This is a genomic window from Pseudomonas sp. B21-009 (genome assembly GCF_024749345.1).
Taxonomy (GTDB): domain Bacteria; phylum Pseudomonadota; class Gammaproteobacteria; order Pseudomonadales; family Pseudomonadaceae; genus Aquipseudomonas.
In genome coordinates this window covers 2529406-2544674 of the sequence record NZ_CP087199.1, presented here as the reverse complement: position 1 = coordinate 2544674, position 15269 = coordinate 2529406, and the positions used below count along the sequence as shown (strand labels likewise).

Annotated in this window: 7 protein-coding genes; 4 read left to right on the top strand and 3 right to left on the bottom strand. The window is 63.0% G+C overall.

From position 1 onward, the window contains the following. Nucleotides 1–110: 110 nt before the first annotated feature. The gene (locus LOY34_RS11770) at nt 111–2411 is read right to left on the bottom strand and encodes a fatty acid cis/trans isomerase (RefSeq protein WP_258664857.1); all 2301 of its coding nucleotides are present in this window, start codon (nt 2409–2411) and stop codon (nt 111–113) included. Nucleotides 2412–2567: 156 nt separating this feature from the next. On the opposite strand from LOY34_RS11770, the gene metH reads away from it, so the two are divergent. Both metH and LOY34_RS11760 read left to right on the top strand, forming a co-directional pair. Next, nucleotides 2568–6275 carry a methionine synthase gene (gene metH, locus LOY34_RS11765; RefSeq protein ID WP_258664854.1) on the top strand — a complete coding sequence of 1236 codons (3708 nt, stop codon included), beginning with the start codon at nt 2568–2570 and terminating at the stop codon, nt 6273–6275. Nucleotides 6276–6394: 119 nt separating this feature from the next. Further along, a complete protein-coding gene (locus LOY34_RS11760) occupies nt 6395–6613 on the top strand; it encodes a DUF2970 domain-containing protein (protein WP_010223692.1) in 219 nt (72 codons plus the stop codon). Between the two features lie 261 nt (nt 6614–6874). Here the strand turns inward: LOY34_RS11760 and LOY34_RS11755 are convergent, their stop codons facing one another. Next, the gene (locus tag LOY34_RS11755) at nt 6875–7957 is read right to left on the bottom strand and encodes an ABC transporter substrate-binding protein (protein ID WP_045198586.1); all 1083 of its coding nucleotides are present in this window, start codon (nt 7955–7957) and stop codon (nt 6875–6877) included. A gap of 217 nt (nt 7958–8174) precedes the next feature. Between LOY34_RS11755 and LOY34_RS11750 the strand changes: the two genes are divergently transcribed. Both LOY34_RS11750 and LOY34_RS11745 read left to right on the top strand, forming a co-directional pair. Further along, entirely contained in the window at nt 8175–9827 is a 1653-nt protein-coding gene (locus tag LOY34_RS11750) for a nitrite/sulfite reductase (RefSeq protein ID WP_093383634.1), read from the top strand. Beyond that, entirely contained in the window at nt 9811–10305 is a 495-nt protein-coding gene (locus LOY34_RS11745; RefSeq protein WP_045198582.1) for a DUF934 domain-containing protein, read from the top strand. The genes LOY34_RS11750 and LOY34_RS11745 overlap by 17 nt, the downstream gene beginning before the upstream one ends. A 43-nt stretch (nt 10306–10348) precedes the next feature. Here LOY34_RS11745 and LOY34_RS11740 read toward each other — a convergent pair whose 3' ends face one another. After that, nucleotides 10349–15244, bottom strand: a complete 4896-nt coding sequence (locus tag LOY34_RS11740) for an NEL-type E3 ubiquitin ligase domain-containing protein (RefSeq protein ID WP_195883858.1) — start codon at nt 15242–15244, stop codon at nt 10349–10351. Nucleotides 15245–15269: the final 25 nt, after the last annotated feature.

The following is a 15269-nucleotide window of genomic DNA, read 5'->3' as shown; positions in this document are numbered from 1 at the left end:
GGTTACCTGCGTCTCAAGTCCCACTCAAGCCCCGGCCGGAACCGGGGCCGCATGAGAGCTCGGACCACAGGTTGCCGGGAAAGGTCAGGCGACCTTCCCGGCGGTCATGTCTACAGGTTCTCGTAGCGGTTCATGTCGAGCACCCCCGACTCCACCGCGTCGGTCTCCTTGATGTAGCTGTCGAGGTCATGGAAGTACTGCCAGAACTGCGGATGGCTGCGGCGCACACCCCAGCGCATGACGATGCGCTCGAACCTGGCGGTGTCGTCGCGAGCCGCTTCCAGGTCTTCGACGAACTCCGGCACATCGCTGGCCGGAACGTTGAACATGAAGTTGGGGTAGCTGCTGAGCACGCCCGGCACCAGGGTCAGGGTGTCCAGGCCCGGCTGGTAGCGGTAGGCCTCGCCGAGCATGAAGGCGACGTTGCTGTGCGCGCGGTTGCGCAACAGGCTGTAGACCTGGCGCTGGCCGCCCTGCCCTTCGATGCGCAGCATGGTCGCTTCAGGCAACTGATTGATCACCTTAAGGCCCGCCGCCGGGCGCGAGACCAGGCGGCTCAGCGACTGCTCGACATCACGGAACTCCTCGCTCATTTGCGGCCGCGAGCAATAGGCGCCCTGGCAGCGGTTGATCGGGTCGGGCGCGGCGTTGAGGCTGCCGGTGCGCTGGATCAGCTTGAGACCGAAGTCACGCTTGGGGTCGCGCTTGTCGAGTTTCAGTGCGCTCGGGGTGTCGGTGTCGATGTCCTCGTAGTCCATCCACATCTTCACCTTGCCGCCGTTCTGGTACCAGTCGCTGAGGATCGCGCCACGGGCATCGGCCGGCATCAGGCGCAGGAAGTTGACCTCAGCGCCATTGCGGATCAGGTCGAAGTACAGCCGCGTCTGCGCCTGGTGCGAGACGTTGCCATAGACATCGAAGTTGACCGCCAGCTGGTAGTAGGTGCGTTCGAACAGCGGGTAGTCGAACAGCCAGATGGTTTTTGGCACGTCGCCGATCAGGCCCTTGCTCACCGAGGCGCTGTCAAAGTGACGGAAGATGGTCAGCAGCGCGTTGTCGTTGCCGGCCCAGAGGGTCGACCAGCTCGGCGGCGGCACTTCGGCATAGGCCTCGCGGCGCAGCTTTTCGTACTCGTTGCGCTTGTCGCGGTAGGCATGCCAGAGGGTCAGGATGCTGCCGACGTCGTCGATCTGCCCGGGCATCGCCAGCAGCGGCGTGGCCTGGCCACGGTACTCGGCATCGGTCAGGTAACGGTCGTGGGCCGGCTCCTGGAACAGCGTCCAGAAGTTGTCGCGGATCACGTCGGTGGCAATCTGGCCTCGGCACACCGGGCCGCGGATGAAGGTGCGCACGAAGTACTCGGCGTTATCCAGCATGAACTGGTAACGGGCCACCGCCGGGATCGCTTCGAAGGTCTCGAACGGGTTGGCGCGGTGACGCGGGCCGTAGCCAGGCAGCGCATTGGCGTGCCAGTCGCCGCTGTAGAACAGCTGCTTGACGCGCTTGAGCTTCTGCGGGCCCATCGGGTAGGTAATGTGGGTTTTATGCACAATCACGCCCTGCACCGGCATCAGCCGGTAATAGAAGTCGGTGCCCGGTGGGTCGTTGGGCCGGCGCGTGGCGATCAGGTCGATCGGCTGGCCGCTTGGCGTGCGCGAACGTACCCACTGGAAGAAATGCCCCTGCTCGCCGCCAACAAAGTGGATGTGGGCAAGGAACAGGTGCTCGTACAGCCAGCGCCCGACCAGCGCTTCGGTCGAACCGGGGCGGTTGAGCAACGCTTCCCAGTCGGCAATTTGCGCGGCCTCCCTGGCGCTCGGCTGGATCGGCTCGTGCTCCACCGGCGCACCGGCCGCCAGCCAGCGCTGCAGGGTCTGGTACTGGGCATCGGTGAGGCCGGTAACTGCCAGCGGCATGCCCTCTTTCGGGTGCGCGCCGGCATAGGCGTCGAACTCACCGGGCAATGGGCACATGTTGTTGCGGTTCAGGCCCAGGACAATCTCCTCGGGCAACTTGGCGTTGGGCGTCAGCGGGGTCTTGTGCCCAAGCTCGAGCATGCGCGCCATCAGCGCGGCCTGGCTGCCCTGGTTGTCGAGCACCGAGTAAAAGCCATTGCGCTGCCAGCCTTCGGTGCTGGTGGCATCGTAGAACAAGCGCGTCGGCGCGACCGCCTTGCTGCGCTCGCCCTGGTACACGGGCACCTTGGAGGCACCGCGCGAGGCGCCCTCGGCACTGCCCAGGTTGAGCTGGCAGGCCGCGTCGTTGCAGGCGTGGCAGGCCACGCATTTCTCGGTGAAGATCGGTTGGATGTCCCGGGTATACGAAATAGCCGAGCTTGATTGAGGGGCTTGCCCCAACGCCACGCCGCTGATGAACAGAGCGAAAGCGCCGGCAAGAAAGCGATGCACCATGTGCCGAATGTCCTGGGTATTGATAGCTTCACGATTCTACCGGTGCTGGCGGCGTGCCAACATGAATGAAATTCATGTAAATCTTCAACACGTCTAAAAACCGCGCAGCTTTGTTATTATTCCGCAACTTTTGTTTTTGCCCGACCAGGTAGTCCTATGTCTGACCGCAGCGCTCGTTTCCAAGCACTTCAGCAAGCACTCAAAGAGCGCATCCTGATTCTCGATGGCGGCATGGGTACTATGATCCAAAGCTACCGCCTCGAGGAACACGACTATCGTGGCACGCGCTTCGCCGATTGGCCAAGCGATGTCAAAGGCAACAACGACCTGTTGCTGCTGTCGCGCCCCGACGTCATCGCCGCCATCGAGAAGGCCTACCTGGACGCCGGCGCCGACATTCTCGAAACCAACACCTTCAACGCCACGCAGATTTCCCAGGCCGACTACGGCATGGAGTCGCTGGCCTATGAGCTTAACCTCGAAGGCGCACGCATCGCCCGCCAGGTCGCTGATGCCAAGACCCTCGAAACCCCGGACAAACCGCGCTTCGTTGCCGGCGTGCTCGGCCCCACCAGCCGCACCTGCTCGATTTCCCCCGACGTCAACGACCCGGGCTATCGCAACGTCACCTTCGACCTGCTGGTAGAAAACTACCTTGAGGCGACCCGTGGCCTGATCGCAGGCGGCGCCGACCTGATCCTGATCGAGACCATCTTCGACACCCTCAACGCCAAGGCGGCGATCTTCGCCGTGCAGCAGGTGTTCGAGGAAGACGGCGTCCAATTGCCGATCATGATCTCCGGGACCATCACCGACGCTTCCGGCCGCACCCTGTCGGGGCAGACCACCGAAGCGTTCTGGAACTCGGTGCGCCATGCCAACCCGATCTCGGTGGGCCTGAACTGCGCCCTCGGTGCCAAGGACCTGCGCCCCTACCTCGAAGAGCTGTCGAGCAAAGCCGGCACCCATGTCTCGGCGCACCCCAACGCCGGCCTGCCGAACGCCTTCGGTGAGTACGACGAAACCCCGGCCGAAATGGCCGTGGTGGTCGAAGAGTTCGCCGCCAGCGGCTTCTTGAACATCATCGGCGGCTGCTGCGGTACCACCCCGGGGCATATCCAGGCGATTGCCGAGGCGGTCGCCAAGTACCCGCCACGGGCCATTCCCGACATCCCCAAGGCCTGCCGGCTGTCGGGCCTTGAGCCGTTCACCATCGACCGCAACTCGTTGTTCGTCAATGTCGGTGAGCGCACCAACATCACCGGTTCCGCCAAGTTCGCCCGCCTGATCCGCGAAGAGAACTACACCGAAGCGCTGGAAGTCGCCCTGCAGCAGGTCGAGGCCGGCGCCCAGGTGATCGACATCAACATGGACGAAGGGATGCTCGACTCCCAGGCGGCCATGGTCAAGTTCCTCAACCTGATCGCCGGTGAGCCGGACATTTCCCGCGTACCGATCATGATCGACTCCTCCAAGTGGGAAGTGATCGAAGCCGGCCTCAAGTGCATCCAGGGCAAGGGCATCGTCAACTCGATCTCGATGAAGGAAGGCGTCGAGGCCTTCAAGCATCACGCCAAGCTGTGCAAGCGCTACGGCGCCGCCGTGGTGGTGATGGCCTTCGACGAGGTCGGCCAGGCCGACACCGCCGCGCGCAAGCGCGAGATCTGCCAGCGCAGCTACGACATCCTGGTCAATGAAGTGGGCTTTCCGGCCGAAGACATCATCTTCGACCCGAACATCTTCGCCGTTGCCACCGGCATCGAGGAGCACAACAACTACGCCGTCGACTTCATCGAAGCCTGCGCCTATATCCGCGACCACCTGCCCTACGCCCTGAGCTCGGGCGGTGTTTCCAACGTGTCGTTCTCGTTCCGTGGCAACAACCCGGTGCGCGAGGCGATCCACTCGGTGTTCCTCTACCACGCGATCCAGAACGGCCTGACCATGGGTATCGTCAACGCCGGCCAGCTGGAGATCTACGACGAGATCCCGCCGGCGCTGCGCGAGCGGGTCGAAGACGTGGTGCTCAACCGCACCCCGGAAGGCACCGACGCCCTGCTGGCGATCGCCGACGACTACAAGGGCGGCGGCGCGGTCAAGGAAGTCGAGAACGAGGAATGGCGCTCGCTGCCGGTTGGCAAGCGCCTGGAACATGCGCTGGTCAAGGGCATCACCGCCTTTATCGTGGAAGACACCGAAGAGTGCCGCCAGCAATGCGCGCGCCCGATCGAGGTGATCGAAGGCCCGCTGATGAGCGGCATGAACGTGGTCGGCGACCTGTTCGGCGCCGGCAAGATGTTCCTGCCCCAGGTGGTCAAGTCGGCGCGGGTAATGAAGCAGGCGGTAGCGCACCTGATTCCCTTCATTGAACTGGAAAAAGGCGACAAGCCCGAAGCCAAGGGCAAGATCCTCATGGCCACGGTCAAGGGCGACGTGCACGACATCGGCAAGAACATCGTCGGCGTGGTGCTCGGTTGCAACGGCTATGACATCGTCGACCTCGGCGTCATGGTCCCGGCCGAGAAGATCCTGCAGACCGCCCGCGAGCAAAAATGCGACATCATCGGCCTGTCCGGCTTGATCACCCCGTCGCTGGACGAGATGGTCCATGTTGCCCGCGAAATGCAGCGCCAGGACTTCCACCTGCCGCTGATGATCGGCGGCGCGACCACCTCGAAGGCCCACACGGCGGTGAAGATCGAGCCCAAGTACAGCAACGACGCGGTGATCTACGTCACCGACGCCTCACGCGCGGTGGGCGTCGCCACCCAGTTGCTGTCTAAGGAACTCAAGCCCGGCTTTGTCGAGAGGACCCGCCTGGACTACATCGAAGTGCGCGAGCGCACCGCCAACCGCAGCGCCCGCACCGAGCGCCTGAGCTACGAGCAGTCGATCGCCGCCAAGCCCAAGTATGACTGGGCCGGTTACCAGCCGGTGGTGCCGAGCTTCACCGGCGTCAAGGTACTGGAGAACATCGACCTCAAGGTACTGGCCGAGTACATCGACTGGACGCCGTTCTTCATCTCCTGGGACCTGGCCGGCAAGTACCCGCGCATCCTCACCGACGAAGTGGTCGGCGAAGCCGCGACCGCGCTGTTCAAGGATGCCCAGGAAATGCTCGCCAAGCTGATCGACGAAAAGCTGATCAGCGCCCGCGCGGTGTTCGGTTTCTGGCCGGCCAACCAGGTCAACCATGACGACATCGAAGTCTATGGCGCCGATGGTCAGCCACTGGCGCAGCTGCACCACCTGCGCCAGCAGACCATCAAGCCGGACAACAAGCCGAACTTCTCCCTGGCCGACTTCGTCGCACCTAAAGACACCGGCATCACCGATTACGTCGGCGGTTTCATCACCACCGCCGGCATCGGCGCCGAGGAAGTGGCCAAGGCGTACCAGGACAAGGGCGACGACTACAACTCGATCATGGTCAAGGCCCTCGCCGACCGCCTGGCCGAAGCCTGCGCCGAGTGGCTGCACGAACAGGTGCGCAAAGACTACTGGGGTTACGCCAAGGACGAGCACCTGGACAACGAGGCGCTGATCAAGGAGCAGTACTCGGGTATCCGCCCTGCCCCGGGCTACCCGGCCTGCCCGGACCACACCGAGAAGGAAACCCTGTTCCGCCTGCTCGACGGCACCGCCATCGGCGAAACCGGGCCCAGCGGCGTGTTCCTCACCGAGCACTTCGCCATGTTCCCGGCGGCGGCGGTCAGCGGCTGGTATTTCGCCCACCCGCAGGCGCAGTACTTTGCCGTCGGCAAGGTCGACAAGGACCAGGTGCAGAGCTACACCGCGCGCAAAGGCCAGGAGCTGAGCGTGAGCGAGCGCTGGCTGGCGCCTAACCTTGGTTATGACAACTGAAGCTGCAAGCTTCAAGCTACAAGCTGCAAGAAGGCGCATCAGCCTCTTGTAGCTTGAGGCTCATAGCTTGCAGCTTCCGTCTACACTGAGAGGGGATGCCTTTTAACCAGGAGCCCCTCATGGACGAACCCGCCCAAGGCAAACCCCCGACCTTCTGGCAGATGCTGCAAAGCATCCTGGCAGCGGCCTTCGGGGTGCAAAGCGGCAAGAACCGCGCCCGCGACTTCAACCACGGCAAGGCCAGCCACTTCATTGCGCTGGGCACCGTGTTCACTTTGCTGTTCATTCTGGTGTTGATCGGGCTGGTGCAACTGGCCATGCACCTGACCGCCCGCTGAAATGCAGTCCGCCCGCAGATGTCCATTCTGCGGGCGGTTCACTGTTACCCATCGGGTGATGTCACTGGTGGCTGACCCAGTACACGGCGGTCACTACCACGAGGATGATCAGACAGAGTATCGCCCAGGCATCGACACTGCTGTCAGGCTTACCCGCTTTGGTCGAATTTCCCATTGCATCGCCTCTTGTAGTGTTTATGGGAATGCATGTCACCCGTAGCAGTTAAGTTCAGCAATGGCCATTGCTCAAGCAGGGGTATTTCAATATTCGACCGGGGCGTTGAGAAACGGGTAGCGGTAATCCGGCGCATGGCCCTGAGCGCTGAAACGGTTGAAATCCAGGCCGTAGTCGGCTTGATCCTGCAGGTTCAGCCAGCGCCGGGCCCGTTGCGGGTCGATCATCTGCAGCACCGGCACCTGGTAATCGCGCCGGCCATCTCGGTCGATTGGCAGTTTCAGCGCATCATCGTGCAGTAACACCATGGCCCAGCCGCCGAGGGAAAAGTGTCCGCCCATGAGCACGCTCAGGCGCCCGTCGATGCGCGCCTGCAACGCCGCCGGCGAGCTGTTGACGGCGCTCAGCAGCACATCCTTGCCCGGCACGCGCCCAGCTTCCTCCAGCGCCTGCATGGCGCCAAAGGCCATTTCGTCGTTGGCCGACCACACCAGCTCGACCTTCGGGTAGCGCTGTAACAGCTGGCGGGCCTGTTCGTAGGCACGCTCGCGGCCCCAGCCGCCATACACCACCTGGCGCAGGCGTACCTCGGGGTGCTCGGCCAGGGCGCGGCGCATGCCCTGCTCGCGCAACTGCGAGGCCGGGGTGGTCTTGAGCCCGGAAAACGCCAGCAGCTCCAGCGGCCGGGTCACCCCCGGGCGGGCACGCAGGGCAATCAGGGTTTTGAGCATCTGGTAGCCGGCCTGCTCGTCATTGCCGACCAGGGTGGCGAGCAAGGGCGGGTATTTGTCCGGGTGGCTGGCAATCAGCTCGACCTGATTCGGTGTCAGGCCGTTATTGACCAGGAACAGCTTTACCCCGCTGTCGCGGGACAGGCGGATGATCTCCGGAGCAATGTACTGCTCGTTCACCAGCACCAGGTAATCGGGACGCTGGCGGCCTTCGAGCACTTCACGGGCCTGGGTCAGCGCCAGCTCCGGCCGGCGCTCGCTGTACTGGATACGCAACTGCAGGCCAAGATCGTCGGCGGCAGCCTGCATGAAACGCGAATAACTGACCCAAAAAGTCTCGTTGGAATAGCCCGGATTGAGAAACACCACTGAAGCCGCCTGCGCGCCGGCCACCAGTGGCAGGCTCAGGCAAAGGCTTTGGCACAAGGCCTTGAGCATGCGTTGACGCTCCCGCTATTCAAACCGCCAATTATAACCGTCCGTAGTGGCACATTGGACAAATGCCAGTCAGTCTCACTTAGTCCAAATGGTTCTTTTCATATGCAAAAACTTCACTTTTGCGCATAAACGCAAACTGCTATCTTTCCTCGGCTCCGCATCGGAGTGCGCGGCCGTGCGCGCGATTAGCTGCAAGCAGCTTGAGAACAGGACCCCTATGTACGTATACGACGAGTACGATCAGCGGATCATCGAGGACCGCGTCAAGCAGTTCCGGGATCAGACCAGCCGCTACCTGGCCGGTGAACTGAGCGAAGAAGAGTTCCGCCCCCTGCGCCTGCAAAATGGCCTCTATATCCAACGTTTTGCCCCGATGTTGCGGGTCGCCGTGCCTTATGGCCAGCTGACCTCGCGCCAGACACGGATGCTGGCGAAGATCGCGCGCGACTACGACAAGGGCTACGCCCACATCAGCACCCGGCAGAACGTGCAGTACAACTGGCCAGCCCTGGAAGACATCCCCGAGATTCTGGCCGAGCTTGCCACCGTGCAGATGCACGCGATCCAGACCAGCGGCAACTGCCTGCGCAACGTCACCACCGACCAGTTCGCCGGTGTCGCTGCCGATGAAGTGATCGACCCGCGCCCCTGGTGCGAGATCGTCCGCCAGTGGACCACCTTCCACCCAGAATTCGCCTACCTGCCGCGCAAGTTCAAGATCGCCATCAACGGCTCGAGCAGCGACCGCGCGGCCATCGAAGTGCACGATATCGGCCTGGAGCCTGTGTACAACGCAGCCGGCGAGCTGGGCTTTCGCGTACTGGTCGGTGGCGGCCTGGGCCGTACCCCGGTGGTCGGCGCCTTCATCAACGAGTTCCTGCCCTGGCAGGACCTGCTCAGTTACCTGGACGCGATCCTGCGGGTGTACAACCGCTACGGCCGTCGCGACAACAAGTACAAGGCGCGGATCAAGATCCTGGTCAAGGCGCTCACCCCTGAAGTGTTCGCCGAGAAGGTCGAGGCCGAAATGGCCCACCTGCGCGGCGGCAGCACCACCCTGACAGAAGCCGAAGTGCACCGCGTGGCCAAGCACTTTGTCGACCCGGACTACAAGGCGCTGGACAACCTCGACTTCAGCGAGCTCGAACAGCAGCACCCGGGCTTTGCCCGCTGGCGCGCGCGCAACGTGCTGGCGCACAAGCGCCCTGGCTACGTCGCCGTGACCCTGTCGCTCAAGCCTACCGGCGTCGCCCCCGGCGACCTCACCGACAAGCAACTGGATAGCGTGGCCGACCTGGCCGAGCGCTACAGCTTCGGCCAGCTGCGCACCTCCCACGAGCAGAACATCATTCTTGCCGACGTCGAGCAGAGCCAGTTGCATGCCCTGTGGCTGGAGCTGCGCGAAAACGGCTTGGCCACGCCGAACATCGGCCTGCTAACCGACATCATCTGCTGCCCGGGCGGTGACTTCTGCTCGCTGGCCAACGCCAAGTCGATCCCGATCGCCGAGTCCATCCAGCGCCGTTTCGACGACCTCGACTACCTGTTCGACATCGGCGAACTGGACCTGAACATCTCCGGCTGCATGAACGCCTGTGGTCACCACCACGTCGGCCATATCGGCATCCTCGGGGTGGACAAGAAAGGCGAAGAGTTCTACCAGGTCTCCCTGGGTGGCAGCGCCAGCCGCGACGCCAGCCTGGGCAAGATCCTCGGCCCTTCCTTTGCCCAGGACGACATGCCGGATGTGATCGAGAAGCTGATCGACGTCTACGTTGAAAAACGCACCGAAGACGAGCGCTTCATCGACACCTACCAACGTATTGGCATCGACCCATTCAAGGAACGCGTCTATGCAGCGAATCATTAAGAACAACCAGATCGTCGACGAAACCTGGCACCTGCTGCCCAAGGATTTCAACATCGACGAAGTGACCAACTGCGACGACTACATCGTGCCGCTGCAGCTGTGGCGTGAACACGGCCATATGCTCAAGGCCCGCGACGGCGGCCTGGGCGTCTGGCTGGACGCCGACGAAGAAGCCGAAGAAATCGGCGAAGTGGCCAACCAGTTCCAGGTCATTGCCCTGAACTTCCCGGCCTTCACCGACGGGCGCAACTACTCCAACGCGCGCCTGCTGCGTGACCGCTACAAGTTCACCGGCGAGCTGCGCGCCATTGGCGACGTGCTGCGCGACCAGTTGTTCTACATGAAGCGTTGCGGCTTCGATGCTTTTGCCCTGCGTGCCGACAAGGACCCGGTCGAAGCGCTGAAGAGCCTGCAGGACTTCTCGGTGACCTACCAGGCCGCCACTGACGAACCGCAACCGCTGTTCCGTCGTCGCTGAATGTAAAAAGGCGCCCGTGCCTGGCTTGGCACGGGCGCCAGGGTTACAGATGAGTAACCTGGTCCGGCACGCTGTTCCAGATATCCGTGGTCAGCGTCTCGATCAAGCGTTGCTCGTCCTCCTTGCGCCTCTTGCCAATGGTTTCCGAGCGTGAGCGGTAAGCCTGATCGCTCATCGACAGCTTGTCGGCGTCCAGCGCTTCCAGCCGGGCAAAGTAAGGCTTGTTGACCTCTTCGAAACGCATTGCGTAACGCGCCCTGAGAAACTCGATCCAGAAGTCCCGCCCCGCAATACCAGACTTCAAGGATTCCGGCGTCTCTCCCGCCAGCACCTCGGTAGCAGCGCTGTCCAGTTGCGCGGCGGTGACATTGGCCATGCGTTCGAACAGCATGCTTTGCGGCTGCCCCGGCAGTTCCAGGCGCTCGGCCAGGCCGATGCGATACGCCAGGCGCACCTCCACATCGTCAACCCGAAGCCCTGCCGTGCGCCGCTCGGCGATATCACCCAAGGCAATCCGCTCCACTGCATCCAGGCGGCTCAAGCCACGGGCCAGGTCGATCAGCGCGTACTCGGCGCCGACCACTGTCCCGGCGCGCTTGGCTTGCTCCACCAGCACCAGCACCTCCAACTGGCTGAACACCAGAATGATGCCATCGCCGCAGGTATTCACGTGATTGGCAAACTCGAACAACGCGGTACGCACATCCTCATAGTCGTTGGCGGCAGCGAGCATGTTCCATACCCGTGCGCGCAGCCCGGGGTAGTCGCGGCGAAAATCGGCGGTATTGCGCAAATCGTTGAGCAGGCGAAAGAACTCGCCACTTTGCGGAATTTCAGCCAGCGCGCTCCAATACCCATTGATCTGCACTACCCTGGCCGCATCGGCGCCAGTCAGCCAGTGCGCTGCCGGTGAGGCCGGCGCTTGCAGGTGCGGACCACGCAGGTCCGGCGCCACCTGGAAATTCACACCGGTGCGCTGGCGGTAGCTCTCGAGCCGGTCAAGGCTAAAGGCATCCAGGGGATTGCCATGCAGGCTGGTAACACCGTTAAGCCTCACGATTTGTGGCGTGGTCTGCAGTACCGCGTCGGGTATATGGCGAATCCGGTTGAGGCGCAAATCCAGCACTACCAGCCGCTCAAGCTCGAACACCCCCTCAGGCCAGGTGCTGATCTGGGTGCCTCGCAAAGACAGGTTGAGCAACTGCGGCATTGCTCCGACTGCAGGTGGCTGGCCCAGCGGATTGTCATCCAGATGCAGCAGTTTCAGTTGCGTGAGCCGTCCCAGCACCGCCTGGGTCGAATCAGTCATCTCCAGGTTGTTATGGCGTACCTGTAGCCGAGTCAGGCCCTGCAGCTCGCCGATTGCATCATCAAGCCCGGTCAGGCGATTGCCGTTGAGATCAAGCCAGCTCAGCCTGCTGAAAACCTGCAGAAAGCTAGCCGGCACTGCTTGCAGGCCCATTCCCGAGAGGGACAGGTCGCCGATGTGACTGAAATCTGCCGTCAACGCTGGCAGCGCTCCCAGGCGCATATTGCCCAGATCCAGACGGTAGCCGATAAAGCGTCCGTCACCGGCGTTGACACGGGCAGTTTCCCGGCGCCAGGCCTTTTTGATTTGTTCAGCTACCCGAATCAGCCCCGGCGAGTTTGCCGGGGCTACCATCGCACCAAACCCTAAATCCTGCTCCTGGCCGGCCCATTGCTTCAACGTTTCACTCAACTGCCGGTACTCTTGCCGACGTTGCTCCAGCGCCTGGGCCTGCTCAACCTCGGTCGCGCCCAGTTCCTGAAGCAAACGCTGCGCCTCTTGCGGCTCCAGAATCGGATACAGGCTGCGGACCTGGCTCAACAGGCTGTTGTCGAATCGATTGCCCACCGCCCCGCGGCCACTGAGCGGGTAGCCCAGGCGTCCATCGGCCAGGCTCAGCGGCGAGCGCAACCAGGGGCGTACCGGCTGCTGGCCGAGCAAGCGTGAAGCGCGAAGCCGGTCTGTCGAGGCCAACGCCGCCAGCGTCGCCTGTAAGCGATCCCGCTCGCCAATCTGTAGCCCCAGTGACTGGCGTTCACTGTCCGGCAGGGCCCGCAACAACGCCCCAGCCATGTCGTCGTTGACGGTCAGTTCGTTGCCGTGCGCATCGAAGGCGCTGTAACGCTGGTCTTTGCACAGCAGGGTCTTGAGTTCGCCGCTCGGCTCGCCAACCGACGCCAGTAGCTCGCCATCAAACGTTTCGGCACGCACTTGCAGGTGAACCCGGGCAGTCCAGCCCGGCAATTGATCGAGCAGCCGCAGCATCAGCAGGTCACTGTCCAGGCTGGCCAAACGCGGTTGGTAGATCCCTTCGAACGCACGGTTCAAGCGCACCTGCCGCTGGTACAACCGGGCCTCCTCGGCCAGGCGCAGGGGCACCCGCGCGGCGGCTTGCTGCAGCGTGCCCAGTTCGCCCGGGGTGGCATGGTTGAGCAGTTCTTCAGCGGCCTGCAGGGGCAGCAAGGGAAAGTCCCGCTGCAGCAGACGCACCTCTGCCTGCGCCTGCTGGACAGGCGTCGCATAGATGCTTTCGAATATCGCCGCACGCCTGAGCTGCGCCCGCGCTGCCAATGCGTTACGCAGTGCCTGAAGGCGATCTGTTGGTTGCACGTCGGCACCCAGCAGACGCTTGATAGCCTGTTCATCGAAGCGCTGCAGTATGGCTTCGGGCAACTGGTTGGCGTAGAGCTCACTCATCAACACCTTGAACGTTGCCCTATCAGGCCAGCGGGCCAGGCCGTATACCGTCGAGTCGCCCCATAACTCGGGGCCGCGAAACACTTCGATCGGCAGGTTCAGCCAGTTGGGCAGTTCGGTGGCCAGTACCACGGCAAAATCCCGGCCCACGCCGCCCGGCGAGCCGCTGCGCAGGTTGCCGATCCAGGTTTCGAGCTGGCGGTCCAGGCGTAAACGCTGCAAGGTATCGGCCAGCACCGGTGGCAGTGGTTGCTGCGTGGCGTAAATGGCGCGCAAGACATCATCGCTGACCCCGCTGATATCGGCCGCCTGCAGCCGCTCGGCGTCGCTGAGCCCCTCAGCGGCATGCCCCAGTCGCTGCAACAACTGCAGGCGGCTCCAGCCCAGTGGCTGCTCGCCGATCACCCGCCAGTTGCCCTGGCCATTGTGTTCAAGCATAGGCCGGTATGCCGATGGGTCTGCCGGATGGAGGATGCTCCACTGCCCGTTTTCGCTTGTGGCCACGGCGAAAGTGTCGTCGCCCAGGCGGATGTAGCGCTTGCCCTCGACCAAGTAGTGACCGTTGCTGTCGGGCTCGATCCCTTGCAGGTCGATGTCCTGGGTGTAGTCACCCAGCGCAGGCTGCCACAAGCGCAATTGACCATCGGGCAGCCTGACCTTGACCAGGCCATTGATCGCTTCGCTGGCCGCAACCGGCTCGAGGGTCCTGCCGGCAAGGCCCAGCCCGGCGATGAAGGCAACATTGAGGCCGACCGATTCAAGGTGCGTCCAGGCCTCGGCCAGCTCGCCAGCCTCCCAGGCGTGAGCACCCTCTACCACCTCGCCGATCAGTTGCGCCGCCGCCACGGCGGCCATCACCGCCCCGAGCGAGGGGACGAAAAACGCTGCGGCATTGAGCAGGTTGAAACCGATCGACTCCCAATAAGCCAGGCGCTCACGCCAGGCCTGGTCATCGGCGTCGGCGCTGGGCACGGCCAGGGCCCGTGCCTCATCCTTTATCTTCTGCAGGTGACGGTCCTGCAGGTAGCCAAACAACTCCTGGTCGATGAAGGTCTCGCGCACATGCAGGTTGGCGTCCGGGTTCGGCCGCCGCCAGTGCAGGCCGTCGCCATCATTGACCAGGTGATACAGCGCCTCCTCCAGCCGTTTCAATACATGTTGCTGCGATTGGTGAGCAACGTAGCCGCGTAACAGCGACTGGTACGCGGGTTTGCGCAGCAGGACCTTCAGATCGTCGCTGGCAGCCTTGACCGACGGGTACTCTTTGAGCGCCGCACCCGGCGCCCCAGGCAGGTAGAGGATCACCGGCTCGACGCGATTGTCGTTGCGCTCAGGCCCGATCACCAGCACATCGGGCAGCGGCGCTTCGAACATGCTCAGTTGGCTGCAACGCACGGGCTTGCCATTCCAGCGCGGCGCCCGTACGCCACTCAACAGATCGAGCAAGGCCTGACGTCCCCGCTCGCTGATCTGTTTTTTCATGAAGGCGACCTGCAGGTTCACCCTTAACTGATCCTTGTACAGCTCGATTGCCAGGCTACGACGCAGGGCGCTGCTGGCCGGTGTCTCGAACACTTCGCTCAGGTGCCGCTGGTATTGCCCGCCCAGGTCCAGGTCATGGCACACGCGGGCAAACGCCTGGGGTTCGATATCGAGCTTTTGCGTGTAGCGATAGCGAAAACGCGGGTAGCCCTGCTCGGTCCCCGGTATCAGTTCAAGAAAGAAAGCGTCCTTGGGCGCCAGCGCAGTGCCGGCTTCAAACTCGCTGTCGGCGGCAAAGTTCTGCAATGCCGCCTGCATCAGGCTCTGGCGGCGCGGGACAGTCCTGAGCATTGACCCCAGCAGCACCGATTCACGCTCGATGCGCACGAACTCATCGAAGTCGACATCAGGCTCGGCCCCAAGGTCGGCTTTGAGCCGGGCACTGAGCAAGGGCTCGCAAAATGCGCCGATGCCTTTGAGGTCTTTCAGCTCACGGGCCAGGCGCTGGCCGGAGCGGCGGCTGCGCTGCTGGTAATCGACCAGTAGCGTTTGTTCCGCTGTGCTGGCAGTCGCAAACCAGTCTTGCTGCTCGCGGCCATGCTGCTGCGCCAGCAACTGCGCGCCCATGCGCTCGAAGTCTTCGGGCCGGGCATGGCGAAGCCAGGCCGGCAGGCGTTGCGAAATGAACGGGCCATGCAGGCCGGGAACGGATAGTGAAGAGGGGGTGGTCATGGCAAGTCTCCTGTTGGCTTGAATG

Coding starts and splice junctions, on each gene's coding strand:
- LOY34_RS11770 (WP_258664857.1), bottom strand. CDS start 2,411: ATGGTGCATCGCTTTCTTGCCGGCGCTTTCGCTCTGTTCATCAGCGGC.
- metH (WP_258664854.1), top strand. CDS start 2,568: ATGTCTGACCGCAGCGCTCGTTTCCAAGCACTTCAGCAAGCACTCAAA.
- LOY34_RS11760 (WP_010223692.1), top strand. CDS start 6,395: ATGGACGAACCCGCCCAAGGCAAACCCCCGACCTTCTGGCAGATGCTG.
- LOY34_RS11755 (WP_045198586.1), bottom strand. CDS start 7,957: ATGCTCAAGGCCTTGTGCCAAAGCCTTTGCCTGAGCCTGCCACTGGTG.
- LOY34_RS11750 (WP_093383634.1), top strand. CDS start 8,175: ATGTACGTATACGACGAGTACGATCAGCGGATCATCGAGGACCGCGTC.
- LOY34_RS11745 (WP_045198582.1), top strand. CDS start 9,811: ATGCAGCGAATCATTAAGAACAACCAGATCGTCGACGAAACCTGGCAC.
- LOY34_RS11740 (WP_195883858.1), bottom strand. CDS start 15,244: ATGACCACCCCCTCTTCACTATCCGTTCCCGGCCTGCATGGCCCGTTC.